The sequence below is a fragment of the Streptomyces sp. NPDC127092 genome (assembly GCF_042722475.1).
Classification (GTDB): domain Bacteria; phylum Actinomycetota; class Actinomycetes; order Streptomycetales; family Streptomycetaceae; genus Streptomyces.
Genome location: NZ_JBHXFE010000016.1, coordinates 38,064 through 59,985 on the forward strand (window position 1 = coordinate 38,064; position 21,922 = coordinate 59,985).

Consider the following 21,922-nt stretch of genomic DNA (forward strand, 5'->3'; position numbering starts at 1 on the left):
GCGGTTCGGCGGGGTGCGTCAGGGAGGTGTCAGCGGCAGCCGGGCGGCGACCCGGAAGCCCCCGTCCGGCAGCGGCCCGGTGTCCAGCGAGCCGCCGGTCAACCGTACGCGCTCGCGCATCCCGACGAGGCCGTGCCCGGTGCCCGAGCCGCCCTCCAGCGGCGAAGTCCGCTCCGCGGTGGGTCCGTTGACGACCAGGACGGTCAGCCAGCCCTTCCCGTCGGCCCGCACGGACACCCGGGTCACGGCGCCCGGCGCGTGCCGGACGACGTTGGACAGGGCCTCCTGCACGATCCGGTACGCCGAGAGGTCCACCGCCTGCGGCACCTCGACGAACTCCCCGAGGTCCGCCGCCATCGACAGCTCGGCCGGAACCCCCGCCCGTACCGTCGCCTCCACCAGCTGCTGCAGCCGGTCGAGGCCGGGCTGCGGCGCCCGCTCGCCCTCCGTGCCCTCGCTGCGCAGCACCGCGAGCAGCCGCCGCATCTCGGCGAGCGACTCGCGCGCCCCGGACGCGATCGACGCGAACTCCTCGCGGGCCGCGTCCGGCAGGTCAGGGATGCGGTATGGGGCGGAGTCCGCCTGCACGGTGATCACCGACATGTGGTGGGCGACCACGTCGTGCAGCTCCCGGGCGATCCTGGCCCGCTCCTCCAGGAGGGTGCGGCGGGCCCGCTCGGCCTCGCTGATGGTCTCCTGCTCGACGAGGCGCCGTTCCGCCTCGCCGCGCCCGCGCAGGGTCGCGGTGAGGAGCAGCAGGATCCCGCTGATCACGAACAGCAGCACGATGATGCCGTCGCCGGGGCGGCCGGGCGAGATGAGTTCGAAGACGGCTCCCGCGGCGCCGGTCACCAGCCACACCCCCACCAGGGCGCGCCGGGACTCGCGCAGTCCGAGGGCGAGCATCAGGAAGAGGTAGCCGACGACGACCGTGGGCGTCCACGGCCACGGGAGCTGGTGGTAGTCGGAGCCGAGCAGCACGAAGCCGCCCAGGACGTCCGCCACGACGATCACCCACCAGGCCTGGAGCGGCCGGGTGACGGCCAGCAGCAACGGCACGGTCTGCGCGGTCGCGAGGGCCCCGGCGACGGCGCCGTTGACGTCGTACTCGTTCACCAGCACGGTGACGGTGACGGGCAGCAGGGCCGCGACCAGCACGACGGCGACGCCGTACGGCAGCAGGCGCACCCATCGGGAGGACGCCCGGGCGAGCAGCGGCTCGCCGGGTCCGGTGGGGGTCGCGAGGGCGGTCCCGAAGCTGCGGAGCAGCTCCTGGGCCCGGGCGCCGGGCGTCCGCGCTGAGGCTCCGGGCGTCCGGGCCGGACGTGCCGGCGTCCGGGATGAGGCTCCGGGCGTCCGGGCCCGCGCTCCGGACCGTGGCGTGCGCGGCTGTTCCTGTTCCTTTTCCATGGCCCGCCCAGCGTAGGCAGCGGGGGCGGGCGGGAACGTCATACCGGAGTGGGGGCCGGTGGGTCATACCGCGGTACGACCCCCGAGCGCTACAGCTCCGCGAGCAGTTCCGCCTTCTTCGCGGAGAACTCCTCGTCCGTCACGAGCCCCGCCTGATGCAGCTCGCCGAGGTGGCGGATCCTATCCGCAACTCCCGCCGGGTCCCGGTGCGGCGCCGCCTGCACCGCGACCGGCACCCGGTCGGACGCGCCGCGGATCGCGGCGAGCACGGACGCGGCGAACGGCAGGGACTCGTGCACCGGTCCGTAGCCGAGGCCGAAGACGACGGAGGCCGGGTCGTGGTCGGGCTGCACCGGGCGCGCGTCGTGGCCGTCGCGGCGCACGAGCCGCAGATAGCCGTCGAGGATCTCGGGCGAGCGCCACTCGACGCCGCTGAGCTCCCGCACCCGGAAGGTCTGGTCGCCCGCCTTCCACTTCTCCGAGGAGGCGCCCGTCCAGAACCAGCGGAACGAGATCTCCGCCGTCCCGTCGAAGCTCGCCTTCCCGTCGTACGCCTTGAAGGACTGCGGTCCCTCGGGCGCCGCCACCAGGAAGCGGTCCGCCGGGCCCAGGTCCTCGTACGGCGCGATCGCGGTGCGCAGCTCGTCGCGGTAGTACTCGGCGAGCGTCTCCCGCTCGGCGGGCAGCACGAGACGGTAGGGGTCGCTGCCGTCCTTGAGCTGCCCTGCGGCCGCTTCCATCAGCGGATCGGCGCCGTCCCGCGGCACGGCGTGGAGCACGACGGTGCCCCGCTTCCCGGGGGAGAGCGTCACCGATGCCAGCGCCTCGTGCGGGATGCGCCGTTCGCGCAGCGCGTTGAGGAGCTTCGGCGTTCGGATCCCCCGTTCGAAGCGGATGACGACTGCGTCGCTCTCGAACTCCCAGGTGGCATGAATTCCGGCCAGCACATCACCCATACGCCTCATCGTATGTGGCGTATGCCCCGACGTCGCCCCTTCACGACCACCGTAAATCCGCCGTGATCTACGCGCGTCAGACGGCCGCACCGCCGGAAATTCCGCCGAGGCAAGCGCTGTCGGCGCTCGCGCAGGTCAGAGTGCCGTACGCGCCGACCCCTATCGCGGCGAAGTTCCGCAGGCTGCTCGTACCCGGCTCGAAGTAGCCGGCGTGACCGGCGGCGCCCTCCGCCGAGAGCAGTCGCGCGCCGAACTCCGGCGCCACCGGATCGGCGCCGTGGCCGACCCCGCCGAGCTCCATGTGGGGCACGTCGGCGATCCAGTCGTCGGTGTCCCGCATGGCCCAGATCCGGGCCCGGGTGCCGAGGTCGGCGGCCTTCTCGGCCCGCATGCCGGGGCTGCCGGCCACGACCAGGTCGGTGACCCGGGCGGGCAGCCGGGGCGCGGCGACGCCGCACAGCACGGAGCCGTAGCTGTGGCAGAAGAGGGTGACCGGGGCGTCACCGGGCAGGGCGGCGGTCAGGTCGACGAGCCGTACGGCGCCGTTCGCGGCGAGCCGCCCGATGGCGGCCTCGATGCCGACGCCGACGGGCGCGGTGTAGTCGGCCCAGGCGATGACGGCGGTACGGGTACGGGGATCGGCCCGGCGCTCGGCGGCGTACAGGGCGTCCGCCATGCCGGCCGGCGCCGAGTAGCGGCGGGCGGTCTTCTGGAAGGTCAGCAGGTTGGTGTCGACGCCGGGCACGATCACCGAGATCCGCCGGGCCCGCTCCAGGTCGCCGAGCACCTCCGCGGTCCGTCCGGTGCCCGTCGGGTCGAAGGCGAGGATCTGCCGGCCCGGCCGCATCAGGCTGGTGAAGCGGTGCACCCGGCGCACGGCCTGGTGGCGGCCCTCGGCGGTGAGCCGCGGGTCGTCCACCCGGTCGCGCTCGGCGGCCAGGGCGCGGGACAGGGACTCCCGGTTGGCGCGGTAGCGCAGGGTGACGGGGACGCCGTTGAGGTTGCCGACGACGAACGGATGGGTGTCGGCGAGCCGGGCGGCCTGCGCCGGGCCGATCGCGGCGAAGAACGCGGCGACCGTCCGGGCGGGCGCCTTCGGGTCGGGCAGCGCGCGGTGGCCGATCCGGTCGTGCGTCCACGAGAGGAGCGCCTCCTCCCGCGTCGGCCCCGGCGTGCGCTGATGCCGGATCGTGGTCCACCCGGTCGTCGCGAGGAGCACGAACACCACGGCGAGGGCGAGCAGCATCCGCCAGGCGGTGAGGGTGGGGGAGGAGTCGAAGGAAGGCATTGGCCGCCACCCTAGGGGGCGGCGGGGCGGGCCCGTGCGGCGAGTGACGCGGATCACTCCGCCCCGAGTGGCGCGGTGACGGTGCGTGTGCGTGGCGGTACTCGGAGCTCGCTCCGGGCCGGGGGTGTTTCCTTCGGTTCAGGTGGGGACCCGGCCGGGATCTGACCCGTTTCCTTCGGGTGAGGCGCGGACCCGGCCAGGATCCGACCCATTTCCTTCGGATCAGGCGCGGACCCGGTCAGGGTCCGGAAGGGCGGCCTAGCGCCAGTGCGGCTCCAGCGCCGGCGCCAGGTGGTCCAGGTAGTGCTCGGTGAGGGCGCGGATGGACTCCAGGGTGGGGTTCTCGCTGCGTCCCCACAGCTGCCCGGTCACCCGCATCACGCCGCTGAACGCGGCGACCGCGATCCGGGGGCGCGGGTCCTCGTCCACGTCCAGGCCCTCGCGCTCGGCGATCAGCTGGGCGATGGTCTCCTCCATCTCCGTGGAACGGCGCAGGTGCACGGCGAGGAGGGCGGGCGTCGACTCGATGCTCTGGAAGGTCCGCAGGTACAGCTCGACGGGCACCACCTCCACGATCGCCTCGCCAATGGTGTCCCAGGCGCCGAGGACCGCGTTGCGCATCGCGTCGAACGGGCCCTCCTCGGGCGGGCGTTCGGCGAGGGCCCGGACGAAGCGCTCCTCCACCATCTGCTGGACGGCGAAGGCCACGTCCTCCTTGGTGGCGAAGTAGCGGAAGAAGGTGCGCTGGGAGACGTCGACGGCGTCGGCGATCTCGTCGACCGTGGTCCGCTCGAAGCCCTGGGTGGTGAACAGTTCGAGGGCGACCCGGATCAACGCGTCGCGGGTGCGCTGCTTCTTGCGCTCGCGCAGGCCGGGAACGGTCATGGTCGGGCCCTCTCCGCGCTGCTTTTTCGCCACTTCGTCCGGCTCAGGGTACCTGTGAGCTACGTGACAGTTACCGGCGCGTGAATCGCTTTGTCAATTGTCAGTGACTGACACTAGCCTCGATCGCATGACTAGTCAGATCACCGTGGAAAAGGCCCCGCAGGGTCAGGGGGGCGGCCGGGCGCCCGAGACGGCCCCGGCGAAGGGACTGCGCGGCCACCCGTGGCTGACCCTGCTCGCCGTCGCCGTGGGCGTGATGATGGTGGCGCTCGACGGCACGATCGTCGCGATCGCCAACCCCGCCATCAAGGAGGACCTCCAGGCGTCGCTCGCCGAGGTCCAGTGGATCACCAACGGCTATCTGCTCGCGCTCGCCGTCGCGCTGATCACCGCCGGCAAGCTCGGTGACCGCTTCGGCCACCGGCAGACCTTCCTCATCGGCATCGCCGGCTTCGCCCTCGCCTCCGGCGCGATCGGCCTGTCGGACTCCATCGGCCTCGTCATCGCCTTCCGCGTGCTCCAGGGCCTCTTCGGCGCCCTGCTGATGCCGGCCGCGCTCGGCCTGCTGCGCGCCACCTTCCCGGCCGAGCAGCTCAACATGGCCATCGGCATCTGGGGCATGGTCATCGGCGCCTCGACCGCCGGCGGTCCGATCGTCGGCGGCCTGCTCGTCGAGCACCAGAGCTGGCAGTCCGTCTTCTTCATCAACGTGCCGGTCGGTGTCCTCGCGCTGGCGCTCGGCCTGGTGATCCTCAAGGACCACCGCGCCGAGAACGCCCCGCGCTCCTTCGACATCCTCGGCATCGTGCTGCTCTCCGCCGCGATGGCCGCCCTCATCTGGGGCATCATCAAGGCCGGCGAGTCCTGGGGCTGGGGCAGCGGCAAGACCTGGGGCTGCCTGATCGGCGCCGTTGTCCTCTTCGCGGTCTTCGCCCTCTGGGAGACCAAGGTGAGGGAGCCGCTCATCCCGCTCCAGATGTTCCGCTCCGTGCCGCTCTCGGCCGGTGTGGTCCTCATGGTCCTGATGGCCTTCGCCTTCATGGGCGGCCTGTTCTTCGTGACCTTCTACCTCCAGGGCGTGAAGGGCCTCAGCCCGGTCGACAGCGGGCTCGCGCTGCTGCCCCTGACGGGCATGATGATCGTCTCCTCGCCGCTGGCCGGCGCGCTGATCACCAAGTTCGGCCCGCGGGTCCCGCTGGTCGGCGGCATGGTCTGCACGGCCGCCGCCATGTTCGGCATGCTCACCCTCACCGCCGACACCGGCAACCTCGCGATGTCGCTCTGGTTCGGGCTGCTCGGCCTGGGCCTGGCCCCGGTCATGGTCGGTGCCACCGAGGTCATCGTCGGCAATGCCCCGCTGGAGCTGTCCGGCGTGGCCGGCGGTCTGCAGCAGGCCGCGATGCAGGTCGGCGGCGCGCTCGGCACGGCGGTGCTCGGCGCGGTCATGTCGTCGAAGGTGTCGAGCGCCTTCGCCGAGAACTGGAAGGACGCCGGCATCCCGGTGCCCGCCGACCCGCGCCTGGAGCAGGCGGCCGAGTTCGGCATGGTGCCGCCGGAGCTGGCCAAGGCGCCCGGCATGACGCCGGAGATGTTCCAGACCATCGGCAAGGTCATCCACGACACGTTCATGGACGGCATGGGCCTGGCCTTCACCGTCGCCGGTGTCGTGGCCGTCGTCGCGGCGCTCGTCGCCACGCTCACCAAGCGCGGCGAGAACGCGGAGGCGGGCGTGGGCGCGGCGCACATCTGACGTCCCTCAGGGTTCCCGTAGGGGGCCGTCACCCGTTCGTGGGAACGGGGGCGGCCCCTCTTCCGTCCCCCGGATCTCTTCGCCATGCTCGTGATTACGGAGAGTTACGAGACGGGGGTTCACCTGCATGTACACGAAGACGTTTCTCGCCGCGGCGGCCGTTCTGACCGCCGCGCTCACGGCCCCGGCGACCGCAGCGGTTCCGACGGCCGCGACCGCCGCGGCGCCGACGGCGGTCACGCCCGCCGTTCCGGCAGCGGCACCAGCACCGGCCGCCGCACCGGCAGCCGTCACGGCCGCCGCACCAGCACCGGCCGCCGCGTCCGGCACGGTGCTCGGCGCATGCGGTGCCGGCCAGCTGTGTCTGTGGCCCAAGGCCGACTTCAAGGGCCGCGCGCAGGCGCACGAGCTGGCCGCGGTCGACGTCGAGAGCTGCGTCGCCCTGCCGGCCGGGACGAGCGCCCAGTCCCTGGCCAACCGCACGGGCCGGCCGGTCACCACGTACCAGTCCCCGACGTGCGCGGAGACCGGCGAGTTCGAGACCTATCCGGGGCGCGGCACCTGGGTGCCGCAGACGCCCTACCAGGTCCGGGCGTTCAAGATCTGGGAGAGATAGGGGCGGGCAGCTCCGGTCCGTCGGGGGTGCCGGAGGGCGGCGCCGAGAGGCGCGCGACCTCGGCCCGCAGCTCCCGCACCTCCCGGGTCAGCGCCTCCAGCAGCTCGGTCTGCCGGCGTTCGACCTCGTCGTCCCGGTCGAAGCGCGCGATGAACCAGGCGGCGATGTTGGCCGTCACCACACCGAGCAGCGCGATGCCGGACAGCATCAGGCCCACCGCGAGCACCCGGCCCAGACCGGTGGTCGGGGCGTGGTCGCCGTAACCGACGGTGGTCATCGTGGTGAAGGACCACCAGACCGCGTCCCCGAGCGTCTTGATGTTGCCGTTCGGCGCGTCCCGCTCCACATGGAGCACGGCCAGCGAGCCGAACATCATCAGCCCGACCACCGCGCCCGCCACATAGGTGGTGAGCGTTATCTGCGGGGCCATCCGGGCCCGCCGGCCCACCAGGAGGAGCGTGGAGACCACCCGAAGCAGCCGCAGCGGCTGCACCATCGGCAGCAGCACCGCGAGCAGGTCCACCGGATGGCTGCGCACGAAGGCCCAGCGGGCCGGGGCGAGCGCCAGCCGTACGAGGTAGTCCAGGGCGAACGCGGCCCACACCGCCCACTCGACATGGGTGCACAGCCGGTGCACCCAGGGGGCGGCGTCCGGTGCCACGATCGGTACGGCGTAGGCGATCCCGAACGCCACGGCCAGCACCAGCAGCGGCGTCTGGGTGCGCTCTTCCCAGCGTTCCTTCATCCCGGCATCGTAGGGAACGCCGAAGGGCGGCGGGACCATCGGTCCCACCGCCCTCACCAGGTGATACGTGCCCTCACCAGGCGATGCGCGTCCTCGGCAGGTGATGCGCGTCCTCCTGCCGTCGCCGCGCGGCCCTGGCCTGCTAGGCGTCGCCGCCCGCGGGGCCGGGGTCGGCGGCCGAGACGTCGAGCAGCTGGTAGCGGTCCACGGCCTGCTTCAGGGCCGAGCGGTCGACCTTGCCGTCCTGGGCCAGTTCGGTCAGGACCGCGAGGACGATCGACTGGGCGTCGATGTGGAAGTAGCGGCGGGCCGCGCCGCGGGTGTCCGCGAAGCCGAAGCCGTCCGCGCCGAGCGAGGTGTAGCGGCCCGGCACCCAGCGGGAGATCTGGTCCGGCACCGAGCGCATCCAGTCGGAGACCGCCACGAACGGGCCCTGGGCGCTCTGCAGCTTGCGCGTCACGTACGGCACGCGCTGCTCCTCGTCCGGGTGGAGCAGGTTGTGCTCCTCGACGGACACGGCCTCGCGGCGCAGTTCGTTCCAGGACGTGGCGGACCAGACGTCCGCGCGGACGTTCCACTCCTCGGCGAGGATCCGCTGGGCCTCCAGGGCCCACGGCACGGCGACGCCGGAGGCCATGATCTGCGCGGGGATCGCGCCGGTCTCGCCCTTCCGGTAGAGGTGGATGCCCTTGAGGATGCCGTCGACGTCCACGTCCGCCGGCTCGGCCGGGTGCTGGATCGGCTCGTTGTAGACCGACAGGTAGTAGAAGACGTCCTCGGCCTCGGGGCCGTACATGCGGCGCAGACCGTCCTGGACGATGTGCGCGATCTCGAAGCCGAAGGCCGGGTCGTAGGCGACGCACGCCGGGTTCGTCGAGGCGAGGAGGTGCGAGTGTCCGTCGGCGTGCTGGAGGCCCTCGCCGGTGAGCGTCGTGCGGCCGGCGGTGGCGCCGAGCACGAAGCCGCGGGCGAGCTGGTCGGCCATCTGCCAGAACTGGTCGCCGGTGCGCTGGAAACCGAACATCGAGTAGAAGACGTAGACCGGGATGAGCGGTTCGCCGTGCGTGGCGTACGCGGAGCCGGCGGCGATCAGGGAGGCGGTGCAGCCCGCCTCGGAGATGCCGTCGTGCAGCATCTGGCCGGTCGGGGACTCCTTGTAGGCGAGGAGCAGTTCGCGGTCCACGGCCTCGTACTGCTGGCCGAGCGGGTTGTAGATCTTGGCGCTCGGGAAGAACGAGTCCATGCCGAAGGTGCGGTACTCGTCCGGCGCGATCAGCACGAAGCGCTTGCCGATCTCCTTGTCCCGCATCAGGTCCTTGAGCAGCCGGACGAAGGCCATCGTCGTGGCGATGGACTGCTGGCCCGAGCCCTTCTTGACGGCGGCGTAGGTCTTGTCGTCCGGCAGCACCAGCGGCTTGGAGCGGACCACGCGGGTGGGCACGTACCCGCCGAGCGCCTTGCGGCGGTCGTGCATGTACTGGATCTCCTCGGAGTTCCGGCCCGGGTGGTAGTAGGGCGGCAGGCCCTCCTCCAGCTGCTTGTCCGTGATCGGGATGTGCAGCCGGTCGCGGAAGCCCTTGAGGTCGTCGACCGTCAGCTTCTTCATCTGGTGGGTGGCGTTGCGGCCCTCGAAGTTGGGACCCAGCGTCCAGCCCTTGACGGTCTTGGCGAGGATCACCGTCGGCTGGCCCTTGTGGGCCTTGGCCGCGGAGAACGCCGCGAAGATCTTCTTGTGGTCGTGACCGCCGCGGCCCAGGTGCAGGATCTGGTCGTCGGTCATGTGCTCGACCATGGCCCGCAGCCGCTGGTCGTCGCCGAAGAAGTGGTCGCGGATGTACGCGCCGGTCTCCGTCGCGTACGTCTGGAACTGCCCGTCCGGCGTGGTGTTCATCTTGTTGACGAGGATGCCGTCGCGGTCCTGGGCGAGCAGCGGGTCCCAGGAGCGGTCCCAGATCAGCTTGATGACGTTCCAGCCGGCGCCCCGGAAGACCGACTCCAGCTCCTGGATGACCTTGCCGTTGCCGCGCACCGGGCCGTCGAGGCGCTGCAGGTTGCAGTTGACGACGAAGGTGAGGTTGTCGAGGTTCTCGCGGGCCGCCAGGGTCAGCTGGCCCAGCGACTCCGGCTCGTCCATCTCGCCGTCGCCGAGGAAGGCCCACACGTGCGACCTGGAGGTGTCGGCGATGCCGCGGGCCTCCATGTAGCGGTTCATCCGGGCCTGGTAGATCGCGCCGAGGGGACCGAGGCCCATCGACACCGTGGGGAACTCCCAGAAGTCCGGCATGAGCCGCGGGTGCGGGTAGGACGAGAGGCCGTTCGGGTACTTCGACTTCTCCTGGCGGAAGGCGTCGAGCTGCGTCTCGTTCAGCCGGTCGAGCAGGAAGGCGCGGGCGTAGATGCCGGGGGAGGCGTGGCCCTGGAAGAAGATCTGGTCGCCGCCGTCACCCTCGTCCTTGCCGCGGAAGAAGTGGTTGAAGCCGACGTCGTACAGCGAGGCGGAGGACGCGAAGGTGGCGATGTGGCCGCCGACGCCGATGCCCGGGCGCTGGGCGCGCGAGACCATCACGGCCGCGTTCCAGCGGGTGGCGTTGAGGACCTTGCGCTCGATCTCCTCGTTGCCCGGGAAGAAGGGCTCGTCGCGGGTGGCGATCGTGTTGACGTAGTCCGTGCTGCGCATCTCGGGCACGGCCACCCGCTTCTCGCGGGCCCGCTCGATCAGCCGCAGCATGAGGTAGCGGGCGCGCTCCCGGCCCCGCTCGTCGACGGCGGCGTCCAGGGAGTCGAGCCATTCCCGGGTCTCTTCCGGGTCGAAATCCGGGACCTGGCTGGGAAGGCCGCCAATGATGATCGGGTTGCGATCGGATGCGGAAGCCACGCTGTTCCTTCGCTGGTCGGTGGAGCCCACGGGACGGAAACCCCGCCGGGGCCGGGATGTTCATCGTGTACCCCGCCGACGGCAAACGTCATCTTTACCGAGCGGTAACCCTCGCGGGGTGCCTTGTCCGGTCAAATCGCAACCTTACGCCCATCCCGCGCATGCGTTCCGCCAGTCCGTTCGGCAGACTGAAGCCGCAGAGACATACAAAGCGGGGCGAAGAGTGAGTGCCTTGTCACGGAGCGCGACGGGTCCTCGCCGGAAGTTGCGGCGAGACGGCCCCAAACGTCACCGTTTCGGCGGTCTCATCGGCCGGGTACTTGCGCGATCCGCCCCGGCACGTGTGGACTACGGCCAGCGCCGCGCGCCCGCGCGTGGCGAGGCATTTTCCGATACATGAGCAGGAGGCAAGCCGTGAGCGCGACCGCGGACCACGCGGAGGAGCGGACCAACCCGGCGGCGAGGCTGGGGTTCGAGCCCGGACAGGTGGTCCAGGAGATCGGCTACGACGACGACGTCGACTTCGATCTCCGTGAAGGCATCGAGTCCCTTATCGGCCAGGATCTCGTGGACGAGGACTACGACGACGTCGCCGACGTCGTGCTGCTGTGGTTCCGTGACGAGGACGGTGACCTCACCGACGCCCTGGTGGACTCCATCGGTCTCCTCGAGGACAGCGGCCACATCGTGCTGCTGACGCCGAAGACGGGCCGCGACGGCTACATCGAGCCGAGCGACATCAACGATGCCGCGCAGACCGCTGGTCTCTCCCAGACCAAGAGCATCAGCGTCGCCAAGGACTGGACGGGCACCCGCCTCGGCACTCCGAAGCGCTGATCCCCCTACGCTGCGCAGAGCCCCCGCCGACTCCGGCGGGGGCTCCCGCGCGTCAGGGCCCGGCCGGGCGCGGCCCCCCGGCCCCTTAGGGTGGGTTTCACCGTTTCGGCCCAGGGGCCGGCCCGTCCGCGAAGGGATGCGTGAGCGATGGCGATCGAGATCGGGGCCGAGGCCCCCGACTTCGAGCTGAAGGACAACCACGGCCGGACCGTGCGGCTGTCCTCGTTCCGCGGCACGAAGAACGTCCTGCTGTTCTTCTACCCCTTCGCCTTCACCGGTGTGTGCACCGGCGAGCTGCGCGCGCTGCGCGACCGCCTCGACGAGTTCGTCAACGACGACACCCAGCTGCTCGCCGTCTCCAGCGACTCCATGCACACCCTGCGCGTCTTCGGCGAGCAGGAGGACCTGGAGTTCCCGCTGCTCTCCGACTTCTGGCCGCACGGCGCGGTCTCCCGCGCGTACGGCGTGTTCGACGAGGACAAGGGCTGCGCGGTGCGCGGCACCTTCGTCCTCGACAGGGCCGGCGTGGTCCGCTGGTCGGTCGTCAACGCCCTCCCGGACGCCCGCGACACCGACGAGTACGCCAAGGCCCTGGCGGCCCTCTGAGGCCCCGTCCAGGGGGATCGCCCGCCAACACTCGGGCGAAACGTCTGTTTCGACTGGGAACCCGTCACTAGGATCCAGTCGTTGATCCGATGCCAACGCACGACTGGGGGCGCTGCCCCTGGAAACCAATGGAGGGACTCGTGGGAGTCAGCCTCAGCAAGGGCGGCAACGTCTCGCTGACCAAGGAGGCCCCTGGCCTGACCGCCGTCACCGTCGGTCTGGGCTGGGACGTCCGCACCACCACCGGTACGGACTTCGACCTCGACGCCAGCGCCATCCTGGTGAACGAGGCGGGCAAGGTCCGCAACGACCAGGACTTCGTCTTCTTCAACAACCTGAAGAGCGCCGACGGCTCCGTCGAGCACACCGGTGACAACCTCACCGGTGAGGGCGAGGGCGACGACGAGCAGGTCAAGGTCAACCTGGCCGGCGTCCCCGCCGATGTCGCCAAGATCGTCTTCCCGGTGTCCATCTACGACGCCGAGAACCGCCAGCAGTCCTTCGGCCAGGTCCGCAACGCGTTCATCCGCGTGGTGAACCAGGCCGGCGGCGCCGAGATCGCGCGTTACGACCTCTCCGAGGACGCCTCGACCGAGACCGCCATGGTCTTCGGCGAGCTCTACCGCCACGGCGCGGAGTGGAAGTTCCGCGCCGTCGGCCAGGGCTACGCCTCGGGCCTGCGCGGCATCGCGCAGGACTTCGGCGTCAACGTCTGAGCCGACGCACCGCATCCCGTCCGGCGCCGCACCTTCCGTGCGGCGCCGGACGCGCCTCATCGCGCATCCGCAGAACCCCGGGGAGGAACCACCGTCATGGGCGTCACGCTCGCCAAGGGAGGCAATGTCTCCCTCTCCAAGGCCGCACCCAATCTCACCCAGGTGCTCGTGGGTCTCGGCTGGGACGCGCGCTCCACCACCGGAGCCCCCTTCGACCTCGACGCCAGCGCCCTGCTGTGCCAGTCCGGACGGGTGCTCGGCGACGAGTACTTCGTCTTCTACAACAACCTCAGGAGCCCCGAGGGCTCCGTCGAGCACACCGGTGACAACCTCACCGGCGAGGGCGACGGCGACGACGAGTCGCTCATCGTCGACCTCACCAAGGTCCCGGCGCACTGCGACAAGATCATTTTCCCGGTGTCCATCCACGAGGCCGACAATCGCGGCCAGACCTTCGGACAGGTCAGCAATGCCTTCATCCGCGTGGTGAACCAGGCGGACGGACAGGAACTCGCGCGTTACGACCTCTCCGAGGACGCCTCCACCGAAACCGCGATGATCTTCGGGGAGCTCTACCGCTACAACGGCGAATGGAAGTTCCGGGCCGTGGGTCAGGGGTACGCGTCCGGCCTTCGGGGCATCGCTCTAGACTTCGGGGTCAACGTTTCGTAAAGCCGCGTAAATATCACGATGGGGTAGACAGTGGTTCTGAAAACCTTCGGCTGGTCGTTCGCGATCACCGCGCTCGGCCTGGTCGCCGGCGTGATCTACGGGGGGTGGGAGGCGTTCGGAGTCGTCGCGATCCTCTGCATCCTCGAGATCTCGCTCTCCTTCGACAACGCGGTGGTCAACGCCGGAATCCTGAAGAAGATGAATGCCTTCTGGCAGAAGATCTTCCTCACGATCGGTGTGCTCATCGCCGTCTTCGGCATGCGTCTGGTCTTCCCCGTCGTGATCGTCGCGATCAGCGCCAAGATCGGCCCGATCGAGGCCGTCGACCTGGCGTTCAACAACCCGGACAGGTACCAGGAACTGGTCACCGACGCGCACCCGTCGATCGCCGCCTTCGGTGGCATGTTCCTGCTGATGATCTTCCTCGACTTCATCTTCGAGGAGCGTGACATCCAGTGGCTGCGCTGGATCGAGCGCCCGCTGGCCAAGCTCGGCAAGGTCGACATGCTGTCGGTCTGCATCGCGCTCGTCGTCCTGCTGATCACCGCGATGACCTTCGCGACCCAGGCCCACCAGCACGGCGGCGCGCACGTCGACAAGGCGCAGACGGTGCTCATCTCCGGTGTCGCCGGCCTCATCACGTACCTCGTCGTCGGCGGACTCTCCGGCTACTTCGAGAACAAGCTGGAGGAGGAAGAGGAGCGCGAGCACGAGGCCGAGGAAGAGGCCAAGCGCAGCGGCAAGAAGGTTTCGGCGGTCCAGCTCGCCGGCAAGGCCGCCTTCTTCATGTTCCTCTACCTCGAAGTCCTCGACGCCTCCTTCTCCTTCGACGGCGTCATCGGTGCCTTCGCCATCACCAACGACATCGTCCTGATGGCCCTCGGCCTCGGTGTCGGCGCCATGTACGTCCGTTCGCTCACGGTCTACCTGGTCCGCCAGGGCACCCTCGACGACTACGTCTACCTGGAGCACGGCGCCCACTACGCGATCGGCGCCCTGGCCGTGGTCCTCATGGTCACCATCCAGTACGAGATCCCGGAGATCGTCACCGGCGGCATCGGCGTCGCCCTGATCGCCTGGTCCTTCTGGTCCTCCGTCCGCCGCAACAAGGCGCTCGCGGCGGCCGAGGGAAAAGCTGACGCCTCGGACGACAAGGCCGAAGTGACGTCCGGGGTGTGACACCTCCGACAATCGGGGTGTGACCACCCCGGCAATGAGGAACGCTTCACTGCGGGGCGGCCGGGAGCACCCGGCCGCCCCGCGGCGTGTGAGCGCGGCACAGGACAGGGGTGGACCGAGCGTGGGGGGTGCGGAGCCGTGGGCTTCTTCGACAATCTCTTTCCGGGACGGGGAGAGCCGTTCGACTCGGGCGACTCCGGCGGTTCCATCGACCTGACCAGACGCCGTCCGACGGTCTCCCTCACCAAGCAGGGCGCCGCCACCGGCAACCTCCGGGTCAACCTCTCCTGGCGGATGCGGAGCTCCGACATCGAGGACCGCCGCCGCCAGTCCACCAGTCTCCTCCGCCACCCCTCCCGGCTCTTCAAGCCCGAGGAGGTCCAGGCCCACACCCAGGGCATGGTCAACGTCGACCTCGACCTGGGCTGCCTGTACGAACTGGCCGACGGCAGCAGGGGCGTGGTGCAGCCGCTCGGCGGCTTCTACGGCGAGCTGAACGAGCCGCCGTACGTGAAGCTCAGCGGCGACGACCGGTTCGGCTCCGGCTCCGGCGAGACGATCTTCGTCAACCTCGACCACCGCGACGCGATCAAGCGACTGCTGTTCTTCGTCTACATCTACGACCAGACGCCGGCCTTCGACCGCACCCACGCCAAGGTCACCCTCTACCCGAGCAACGGCCCCCGCATCGAGATCGAGCTCGACGAGGACGCGCCGCAGGCCCGCTCCTGCGCCGTCTTCTCCGTCGACAACGTCAAGGGCGATCTCGTGGTCCGCCGCGAGGTGCGGTTCGTGTACGGCTTCCAGGCCGAACTGGACCGGCTGTACGGCTGGGGCATGCAGTGGGGCCGCGGCTACAAGTCCAAGACCTGATCCTCACGCGGGGCCGGCGGTGCGACCGGCGGTGCGACCGGCGGTGCGGCCGGCCGTGCGCCCGCCGCGCGTCAGGGCCTGGCGAACTGCGGACCCATCGGCGGCATCCGGAACTCCGGGGCCGCGTGCGGGTAGCCGTACGCGGGAGCGCCGGCCGGCGCTCCGGTCGGCTGCGGATAGCCGTAGGCGGGTGCCGGAGCCGGAGGCGCCGTGGGCTGCGGCGGCACGGGCGGCGGCGGAGGCGTCGAGGGCACGCCGGGAGCGCGGACGACCGTGGCGTCCGGGTCGTGCGCCGGATCCTGGCCGGAGGGGGAGCCGGAGGCGGTGGCCGCGGAGGCGGAGCCGGTGGCCGCGGAGGAGGCCTGGGACGCGTCCGTGCCCGAAGCGGCGGCCGGGTCCGGGGCGGACTCCGCGGCCGGACCGCCCTCCGCCGCGTCGTCGACCGACACGCCGAAGTCGGTGGCGAGCCCGACCAGACCGGTCGGATAGCCCTGCCCCACCGCGCGGAACTTCCAGCCCTCACCGCGCCGGTACAGCTCGCCGCAGATGATCGCCGTCTCCTCGCCGGTCTCCGCCGACACGTCGAACACCGCGAGCGGATCGGCACCCGCGCCCGGCGTCGCGTCGTACAGCAGGATCCGCAGGTCGGAGACGGCGCGGAAGGTGCCGCCGTCCGAGGACGCGGCGATCACCACCTGGTCGACCGCGGAGTCCAGCCGGCCGAGGTCGGCCTCCACCGTGTCCGTCAGACCCTCCGGGCCGCGCTGCTTCGCCAGATGGCGCACCAGACCCGAGGGATGCCGCGGCTGGTTGTAGAAGACGAAGTCCTCGTCGGACCGCACGCGCCCGTCCGGGCCCACCAGCAGGGCCGAGGCGTCCACGTCGGGCACCCCGGTACCCGGCGTCCAGCGGAGCACGGCCCGTACGGCCGCGGTGTCGAGCGGGACGTTGGAGCCCTTCAGCATCGCGTGCGTCATGCCCGTCATCTTCCCTGCCCGGCCGCCTTCCGGACAACGCGGGGGGCCGGATGCGGACGAGTTACCTGAACTTCACGCACGCGGGGAACTACGGACACCCTCACCTACGTACTATTACCGGCCACATGTCGTCAGGGGCCGTTCCGGCAGTCGGGGGAGAAACATGCGTCATTTCGGGCACATCCCGGCCGCCGCGCGAGCCGCGCTGTTCCACCAGGAGCCCGCCGTGTTCACGGCGGACTCGCCGGCGGACACGCTCGCCGTGGCGCTCGGCGCCACGCTCTACAGCCCGGCCACGCGGCCGAGGCTCGCCGACGACGTGCGCAAGCAGGGTGCTCGCGGCGTGGCCTCGATGGTCCTCTGCCTCGAGGACTCGATCAGCGACGCCGAGGTGGAGGCGGGCGAGGCCAACCTGGTCCGCCAGTTCGCCGAGCTGGCCGCGGGCACCGCACGGGGCGCGTCCACCGGGGCACGGGACGGGGCCGGCGAGGGGCCGGCGGGCGGTGACGGCGCCGTGGACGCGGCCGGGAGCGACGGGGGCGAGCTGCCGCTGCTCTTCATCCGGGTCCGCGAACCCCGGCAGATCACCGACCTCGTCGCCCGGCTCGGCGACACCGTACGGCTGCTGTCCGGATTCGTACTTCCCAAGTTCACCGAGACCCGTGGCCGTCCCTTCCTCGAAGCGCTCGCCGTCGCCGAGCGCGACAGCGGCCGCCGGCTCTTCGCGATGCCCGTCCTGGAGTCGCCCGAACTGCTCCACCTGGAGACCCGGGCCGAGACCCTGGCCGGCATCGCCGCCCTCACCGGGAAGTACCGCGAGCGGATCCTCGCGCTCCGCCTCGGCGTCACCGACTTCTGCTCCAACTACGGCCTGCGCCGCTCGCCCTTCATGACCGCCTACGACGTCCAGATCGTCGCCGCCGTCATCGGCGACGTCGTCAACGTCCTCGGCCGCGCCGACGGCACCGGCTTCACCGTCACCGGACCCGTGTGGGAGTACTTCCGCCCCGGCGAGCGCATGTTCAAGCCACAGCTGCGCCGCAGCCCCTTCCTGGAGGGCCGCGCCGAGGACCTGCGCACCACGCTCATCGAGCACGACCTCGACGGACTGCTGCGCGAGATCGAACTCGACCGCGCCAACGGCCTCCTCGGCAAGACCTGCATCCACCCCACCCACGTGGTGCCGGTCCACGCGTTGTCCGTGGTCAGCCACGAGGAGTTCAGCGACGCCCAGGACATCCTGAGGCCGGAACGAGGCGGTGGCGGAGTGCTCCGCTCCGCGTACACCAACAAGATGAACGAGGTGAAGCCGCACCGCGCGTGGGCCGAGCGGACCCTGCGGCGCGCCGAGGTCTTCGGCGTCGCCCGCGAGGACGTCGGCTTCGTGGAGCTGCTCACCGCGGGACTCGCCGGCTGACGCCGGCCGACGAAGGGACGACAACGACGTGGTGTGGACCGGAACCTGGGTCGCGGAGCGACTGGGCGTCGAACTGATCGGCGACGAGGCGCTGCCCGACCTGCTCGGCCTCGCACTGCGCCGCAACCCCAAGCGGGCCCACCTGCTGGTGTCCAACGTGCTGGGCAAGCACGTGCCGCAGCGGCCGGGCGTCGTGTACGCGGCGGGACACGACCTCGGCGTACGGGTACGGCGACTGCTCGGCGACGAGGAGGCCGCCCGGGCCGTCGTCGTCGGCTACGCCGAGACCGCGACGGGCCTCGGCCACAGCGTCGCCGACGGCCTCGCCCTCGCCCCGTACCTCCACTCCACCCGCCGTCCGGTCGCCGGAGTCGCCACCGCCGGCGGCTTCGAGGAGTCCCACTCCCACGCCACCTCCCACCTGCTCCTCCCCGAGGACCCGAAGCTGCTCGCGGGCGACGGCCCGCTGGTCCTCGTCGACGACGAGTTCTCCACCGGGAACACGGTCCTCAACACCATCCGCGACCTGCACGGGCGGCACCCCCGCGAGCGGTACGTGATCGTCGCCCTGGTCGACATGCGCTCGGCGGCCGACCGGGACCGCCTCGACGCCTTCGCCCGGGAGATCGGCGCCCGCATCGACATGGTGGCCGGTGCGACCGGCACCGTACGGCTGCCCGACGAGGTCCTGGCGAAGGGCCAGGCGCTCGTCACCGCCCACCAGAGCGCCCACCCCACGGTCCCGTCGCAGCGGACACCGGGGAACGCACCCGTACGCGTCGAGCTCGGCTGGCCCGCCGCCGTACCCGACGGCGGCCGGCACGGCTTCACCACCGCCCACGCGGCGGCGCTGAACGACGCGCTGCCCGCCATGACCGAGCGGCTGACCGGCGCCCTCGGCGGAGCCCGGCGCGTGCTCGTCCTCGGCTTCGAGGAACTCATGTACGCGCCGCTGCGGCTCGCGCTCGCGCTCGAGCGGGCCGGGAGCGACGTGCGCTACTCGACCACCACCCGCTCGCCCGTCCTCGCCGTCGACGACCCGGGCTACGCGATACGGACCCGGCTGGTGTTCCCCGCGCACGACGAGCCCGCCGACGGGCCCGGCGAGCGCTACGCCTACAACGTCGCGGGCGGCGGCTTCGACGCGGTCGTCGCCGTCGTCGACTCCGTCGCCGACACCCCGGAGCTCCACGCACCGGACGGCCTCCTGGCCCAGCTCGCCGCGCACGTCCCTCACGTCGTGCTGGCGGTGGTCCCGTCCTACACGCCGGGGACGACGCAAGCTCCCGACGTCCTCGAAGCTCCCGACGCCCTCGAAGCTCCCGATGTCCTCGAAGCTCCCGATGTCCTCGAAGCTCCCGAAAGGAGCTCCATGCTGCCCGAGCCCCTCCGCGGCCCCGCCTTCTCCTCGTACGCTCCGGAGGAGGTCGGCTGGCTGCTCCAGGACCTCTCGGACGTACGGCTGGAGGCCCCGACCGAGGAACGCGAGGAGGCCATCCAGAGCGGCGGCGCGCACTACGCCGAGTCGCTGCCCGTCGAGTACCAGCCGAGCGCGCGCTACCAGGAACTGTTCCACGCAGCCCTGGACGCCTCCGCCGACCGCGTCGCCCGCGCCGTCGGCACCGTCACCGAGACCGTGCTCGCCGAGCGTTCCCCGCGCCCGGTCCTCGTCTCGCTGGCCCGCGCCGGCACGCCCGTCGGCGTCCTGATGCGCCGCTGGGCGCAGGCCCGCCACGGCCTCGACCTGCCCCACTACGCCGTCTCCATCGTGCGCGGCCGGGGCATCGACGCCAACGCCCTGCGCTGGCTCGCCGAGCACCACGACCCGGCCGACGTGGTGTTCGTCGACGGCTGGACCGGCAAGGGCGCCATCACCCGCGAACTCGCCGACGCCCTCCACGACTTCCCCGGCTTCTCGCCGGAGATCGCGGTCCTCGCCGACCCCGGCTCCTGCGTCCGCACGTACGGCACCCGCGAGGACTTCCTCATCCCCTCCGCGTGCCTCAACTCCACGGTCTCCGGCCTGATATCGCGCACCGTCCTGCGCTCCGACCTGGTCGGACCGCACGACTTCCACGGCGCCAAGTTCTACCGCGAGCTCGCCGGCGCCGACGTCTCCGGCGCGTTCCTCGACGCCGTCGCCGCCCGCTTCGACGAGGTCGCCGCCACCGTCGACGCCGACGTCAAGGAACTCCTCGCCGCCGACCGGACCCCCACCTGGGAGGGCTGGGCGGCCGTCGAGCGGATCAGCGAGGAGTACGGCATCCACGACGTCAACCTGGTCAAGCCGGGCGTCGGCGAGACCACCCGGGTGCTCCTGCGCCGCGTGCCCTGGAAGATCCTGGCCAAGCGGAGCGCGGGCGCCGCCGACCTCGCGCACGTACGGCTGCTCGCCGAACAGCGCGGCGTACCGGTCGAGGAGGTCGACGAACTCCCGTACAGCTGCGTGGGCCTGATCCACCCCCAGTACACGCGCGGGGCGACCGGCGCCGACGGCAAGGCGGTGGTGTCCCAGTGAAGACCCCGTCCGCGTCCGCCACCGCCGCGACCGTCCTCGTCGCCAGCGACCTCGACCGCACCCTCATCTACTCCAGCGGCGCCCTCGCCCTCGGCATGCCCGACCCGCAGGCGCCCCGGCTGCTGTGCGTGGAGGTCCACGAGGCCAAGCCGCTCTCCTACGTGACCGAGCGCGCCGCCGACGAACTGCGCGCGCTCGCCGCCGAGACGGTCTTCGTGCCGACCACCACCCGCACCCGCAAGCAGTACCAGCGCATCCGGCTGCTCGGCGGCGCCGGGGGCACGGCACCCGCACCGGCACCGACGTTCGCGATCTGCGCCAACGGCGGCCACATCCTCGTCGACGGCGTCTCCGACCCGGACTGGCACGCCGGGGTGCTCCGCAGGGTCGGCGACGCGTGCGCGCCGCTCGCCGAGATCCGCGCGTACCTCACCGCCACCACCGACCTCTCCTGGGTGCGCAAGCACCGCGTCGCCGAGGACCTGTTCGCCTACCTCGTCGTCGAGCGGGAACGACTGCCGCAGGACTGGCTCGACCGCTTCACCGAGTGGGCGGGCGAGCGCGGCTGGACCGTCTCGCTGCAGGGCCGCAAGGTCTACGCGGTGCCGAAGCCGCTCACGAAGAGCGCGGCCATGCGCGAGGTCGCCCGCCGCACCGGCGCCACCCTCACGCTGGCGGCCGGCGACTCGCTCCTCGACGCCGACCTGCTGCTCGCCGCCGACCTGGCCTGGCGGCCGGGCCACGGCGAACTCGCCGACTCCGGCTGGACGGCGCCCCACGTGACGGCGCTGCCCGACCGGGGAGTGGCGGCGGGCGAGGAGATCGTCCGCAGGTTCCGCGCGGCGGCGCGAGGGCACGCCTCGCCGTCGCCGTCGCCGTCGCCGTCGCCGTCGCCGTCGCCGTCGCCGTCGCTCAGCGGCGCGCCCGCGCCCGACGCGCTCCCGGACCCGGCCTGACCGCCCGTACGACCCGTACGACGACGAAGCCCAGGGCGGCCGCGAACGCCGTGACCAGCACCGCCTTCGAGTAGACCGAGACGTATGCGGTGACCTGCTCCCAGTTCTCGCCGAGCACGTAACCGGCTAGGACGAAGGCGGTGTTCCACACCGCGCTGCCGAGGGCGGTGAGCGCGAGGAACACCGGCAGCCGCATCCGCTCGACGCCGGCCGGCACCGAGATCAGGCTGCGGAAGATCGGAACCATCCGCCCGAACAGCACCGCCTTGGTGCCGTGCCGGGCGAACCAGGCCTCCGTCCGCTCGATGTCCGCGACCTTGACGAGGGGCAGCCGGGCGGCGATCGCGATCACCCGCTCCCGGCCGAACAGCGCGCCCACGCCGTACAGCGCGAGCGCGCCGATCACCGAACCCGCGGTCGTCCAGAGCAGCGCGGCGATCAGGTTCATCCGCCCCGAGGAGGCGGCGAAGCCGGCGAGCGGCAGGATCACCTCGCTGGGGATGGGCGGGAAGAGGTTTTCCAGGGCGACGGCGAGGCCCGCACCGGGCGCGCCGAGGGTGTCCATCAGGTCGTTGATCCAGGTCTCCATGCCTTCGACGCTAGAAACGCGCAGGTCGTGGCGGACTGCAGCGGGCCGCAGGGATCC

Annotated in this window: 19 protein-coding genes; 11 read left to right on the top strand and 8 right to left on the bottom strand. The window is 71.5% G+C overall.

Going from position 1 to position 21,922, the window contains the following annotated elements:
- Positions 1-18: 18 nt before the first annotated feature.
- The 4 genes from ACFWJO_RS15720 to ACFWJO_RS15735 form a co-directional block, all read right to left on the bottom strand.
- Positions 19-1,410, bottom strand: a complete 1,392-nt coding sequence (locus ACFWJO_RS15720; protein WP_386865348.1) for a sensor histidine kinase — start codon at positions 1,408-1,410, stop codon at positions 19-21.
- A gap of 89 nt (positions 1,411-1,499) precedes the next feature.
- A complete protein-coding gene (locus ACFWJO_RS15725; protein WP_386865349.1) occupies positions 1,500-2,366 on the bottom strand; it encodes a DUF4429 domain-containing protein in 867 nt (288 codons plus the stop codon).
- A 76-nt stretch (positions 2,367-2,442) separates the two neighbouring features.
- Complete coding sequence (locus ACFWJO_RS15730; RefSeq protein ID WP_386865351.1) at positions 2,443-3,654, bottom strand: alpha/beta hydrolase; 1,212 nt, start codon at positions 3,652-3,654, stop codon at positions 2,443-2,445.
- A 258-nt stretch (positions 3,655-3,912) separates the two neighbouring features.
- Positions 3,913-4,539 (bottom strand): TetR family transcriptional regulator, encoded by a 627-nt coding sequence (locus tag ACFWJO_RS15735; protein WP_386865353.1) that lies wholly within the window; start codon positions 4,537-4,539, stop codon positions 3,913-3,915.
- A gap of 127 nt (positions 4,540-4,666) precedes the next feature.
- Between ACFWJO_RS15735 and ACFWJO_RS15740 the strand changes: the two genes are divergently transcribed.
- Positions 4,667-6,289, top strand: coding sequence for an MFS transporter (locus ACFWJO_RS15740; RefSeq protein WP_386865355.1), 1,623 nt, complete (start codon positions 4,667-4,669; stop codon positions 6,287-6,289).
- Positions 6,290-6,416: 127 nt separating this feature from the next.
- Positions 6,417-6,905 (top strand): peptidase inhibitor family I36 protein, encoded by a 489-nt coding sequence (locus ACFWJO_RS15745; protein WP_386865357.1) that lies wholly within the window; start codon positions 6,417-6,419, stop codon positions 6,903-6,905.
- Here the strand turns inward: ACFWJO_RS15745 and ACFWJO_RS15750 are convergent.
- Both ACFWJO_RS15750 and aceE read right to left on the bottom strand, forming a co-directional pair.
- Positions 6,886-7,650 (bottom strand): potassium channel family protein, encoded by a 765-nt coding sequence (locus ACFWJO_RS15750; RefSeq protein ID WP_386865359.1) that lies wholly within the window; start codon positions 7,648-7,650, stop codon positions 6,886-6,888. The two genes, ACFWJO_RS15745 and ACFWJO_RS15750, sit on opposite strands and share 20 nt — an antisense overlap.
- Positions 7,651-7,792: 142 nt before the next feature.
- Positions 7,793-10,525: a pyruvate dehydrogenase (acetyl-transferring), homodimeric type gene (gene aceE / locus ACFWJO_RS15755; protein ID WP_386865360.1), complete on the bottom strand. Its 2,733-nt coding sequence runs from the start codon at positions 10,523-10,525 to the stop codon at positions 7,793-7,795.
- A gap of 414 nt (positions 10,526-10,939) precedes the next feature.
- On the opposite strand from aceE, the gene ACFWJO_RS15760 reads away from it, so the two are divergent.
- The 6 genes from ACFWJO_RS15760 to ACFWJO_RS15785 all read left to right on the top strand — a co-directional run bounded on the left by ACFWJO_RS15760 (position 10,940) and on the right by ACFWJO_RS15785 (position 15,408).
- Positions 10,940-11,362 carry a DUF3052 domain-containing protein gene (locus tag ACFWJO_RS15760; protein ID WP_384417316.1) on the top strand — a complete coding sequence of 141 codons (423 nt, stop codon included), beginning with the start codon at positions 10,940-10,942 and terminating at the stop codon, positions 11,360-11,362.
- A gap of 147 nt (positions 11,363-11,509) precedes the next feature.
- A complete protein-coding gene (locus ACFWJO_RS15765; protein ID WP_386865362.1) occupies positions 11,510-11,968 on the top strand; it encodes a peroxiredoxin in 459 nt (152 codons plus the stop codon).
- Positions 11,969-12,108: 140 nt separating this feature from the next.
- Positions 12,109-12,684, top strand: coding sequence for a TerD family protein (locus tag ACFWJO_RS15770; RefSeq protein WP_384417313.1), 576 nt, complete (start codon positions 12,109-12,111; stop codon positions 12,682-12,684).
- A gap of 96 nt (positions 12,685-12,780) precedes the next feature.
- The gene (locus ACFWJO_RS15775) at positions 12,781-13,356 is read left to right on the top strand and encodes a TerD family protein (RefSeq protein WP_386865364.1); all 576 of its coding nucleotides are present in this window, start codon (positions 12,781-12,783) and stop codon (positions 13,354-13,356) included.
- 30 nt (positions 13,357-13,386) lie between these two features.
- The gene (locus ACFWJO_RS15780) at positions 13,387-14,535 is read left to right on the top strand and encodes a DUF475 domain-containing protein (protein WP_386865366.1); all 1,149 of its coding nucleotides are present in this window, start codon (positions 13,387-13,389) and stop codon (positions 14,533-14,535) included.
- Between the two features lie 138 nt (positions 14,536-14,673).
- Entirely contained in the window at positions 14,674-15,408 is a 735-nt protein-coding gene (locus ACFWJO_RS15785) for a Tellurium resistance (protein ID WP_386865368.1), read from the top strand.
- 71 nt (positions 15,409-15,479) lie between these two features.
- On the opposite strand, the gene ACFWJO_RS15790 is transcribed toward ACFWJO_RS15785, so the two are convergent.
- Entirely contained in the window at positions 15,480-16,394 is a 915-nt protein-coding gene (locus tag ACFWJO_RS15790; RefSeq protein WP_386865369.1) for a TerD family protein, read from the bottom strand.
- Positions 16,395-16,548: 154 nt separating this feature from the next.
- Here ACFWJO_RS15790 and ACFWJO_RS15795 point away from each other — a divergent pair, with 154 nt between their 5' ends.
- Genes ACFWJO_RS15795 through ACFWJO_RS15805 form a run of 3 tightly spaced genes read left to right on the top strand, consistent with a single transcriptional unit; the run spans position 16,549 to position 21,276 of the window.
- On the top strand, positions 16,549-17,802 hold the full coding sequence (locus tag ACFWJO_RS15795; protein WP_386865371.1) for an HpcH/HpaI aldolase/citrate lyase family protein: 1,254 nt from the start codon (positions 16,549-16,551) through the stop codon (positions 17,800-17,802).
- Between the two features lie 28 nt (positions 17,803-17,830).
- Positions 17,831-20,320 carry a phosphoribosyltransferase gene (locus ACFWJO_RS15800; RefSeq protein WP_386865373.1) on the top strand — a complete coding sequence of 830 codons (2,490 nt, stop codon included), beginning with the start codon at positions 17,831-17,833 and terminating at the stop codon, positions 20,318-20,320.
- Positions 20,317-21,276 (top strand): HAD family hydrolase, encoded by a 960-nt coding sequence (locus ACFWJO_RS15805; RefSeq protein ID WP_386865375.1) that lies wholly within the window; start codon positions 20,317-20,319, stop codon positions 21,274-21,276. The genes ACFWJO_RS15800 and ACFWJO_RS15805 overlap by 4 nt, the downstream gene beginning before the upstream one ends.
- On the opposite strand, the gene ACFWJO_RS15810 is transcribed toward ACFWJO_RS15805, so the two are convergent.
- Positions 21,233-21,865 (bottom strand): DedA family protein, encoded by a 633-nt coding sequence (locus tag ACFWJO_RS15810; RefSeq protein ID WP_386865377.1) that lies wholly within the window; start codon positions 21,863-21,865, stop codon positions 21,233-21,235. The genes ACFWJO_RS15805 and ACFWJO_RS15810 overlap by 44 nt on opposite strands.
- Positions 21,866-21,922 lie beyond the last annotated feature (57 nt).

Coding starts and splice junctions, on each gene's coding strand:
- ACFWJO_RS15720 (WP_386865348.1), bottom strand. CDS start 1,410: ATGGAAAAGGAACAGGAACAGCCGCGCACGCCACGGTCCGGAGCGCGG.
- ACFWJO_RS15725 (WP_386865349.1), bottom strand. CDS start 2,366: ATGGGTGATGTGCTGGCCGGAATTCATGCCACCTGGGAGTTCGAGAGC.
- ACFWJO_RS15730 (WP_386865351.1), bottom strand. CDS start 3,654: ATGCCTTCCTTCGACTCCTCCCCCACCCTCACCGCCTGGCGGATGCTG.
- ACFWJO_RS15735 (WP_386865353.1), bottom strand. CDS start 4,539: ATGACCGTTCCCGGCCTGCGCGAGCGCAAGAAGCAGCGCACCCGCGAC.
- ACFWJO_RS15740 (WP_386865355.1), top strand. CDS start 4,667: ATGACTAGTCAGATCACCGTGGAAAAGGCCCCGCAGGGTCAGGGGGGC.
- ACFWJO_RS15745 (WP_386865357.1), top strand. CDS start 6,417: ATGTACACGAAGACGTTTCTCGCCGCGGCGGCCGTTCTGACCGCCGCG.
- ACFWJO_RS15750 (WP_386865359.1), bottom strand. CDS start 7,650: ATGAAGGAACGCTGGGAAGAGCGCACCCAGACGCCGCTGCTGGTGCTG.
- ACFWJO_RS15765 (WP_386865362.1), top strand. CDS start 11,510: ATGGCGATCGAGATCGGGGCCGAGGCCCCCGACTTCGAGCTGAAGGAC.
- ACFWJO_RS15775 (WP_386865364.1), top strand. CDS start 12,781: ATGGGCGTCACGCTCGCCAAGGGAGGCAATGTCTCCCTCTCCAAGGCC.
- ACFWJO_RS15790 (WP_386865369.1), bottom strand. CDS start 16,394: ATGACGGGCATGACGCACGCGATGCTGAAGGGCTCCAACGTCCCGCTC.
- ACFWJO_RS15795 (WP_386865371.1), top strand. CDS start 16,549: ATGCGTCATTTCGGGCACATCCCGGCCGCCGCGCGAGCCGCGCTGTTC.
- ACFWJO_RS15810 (WP_386865377.1), bottom strand. CDS start 21,865: ATGGAGACCTGGATCAACGACCTGATGGACACCCTCGGCGCGCCCGGT.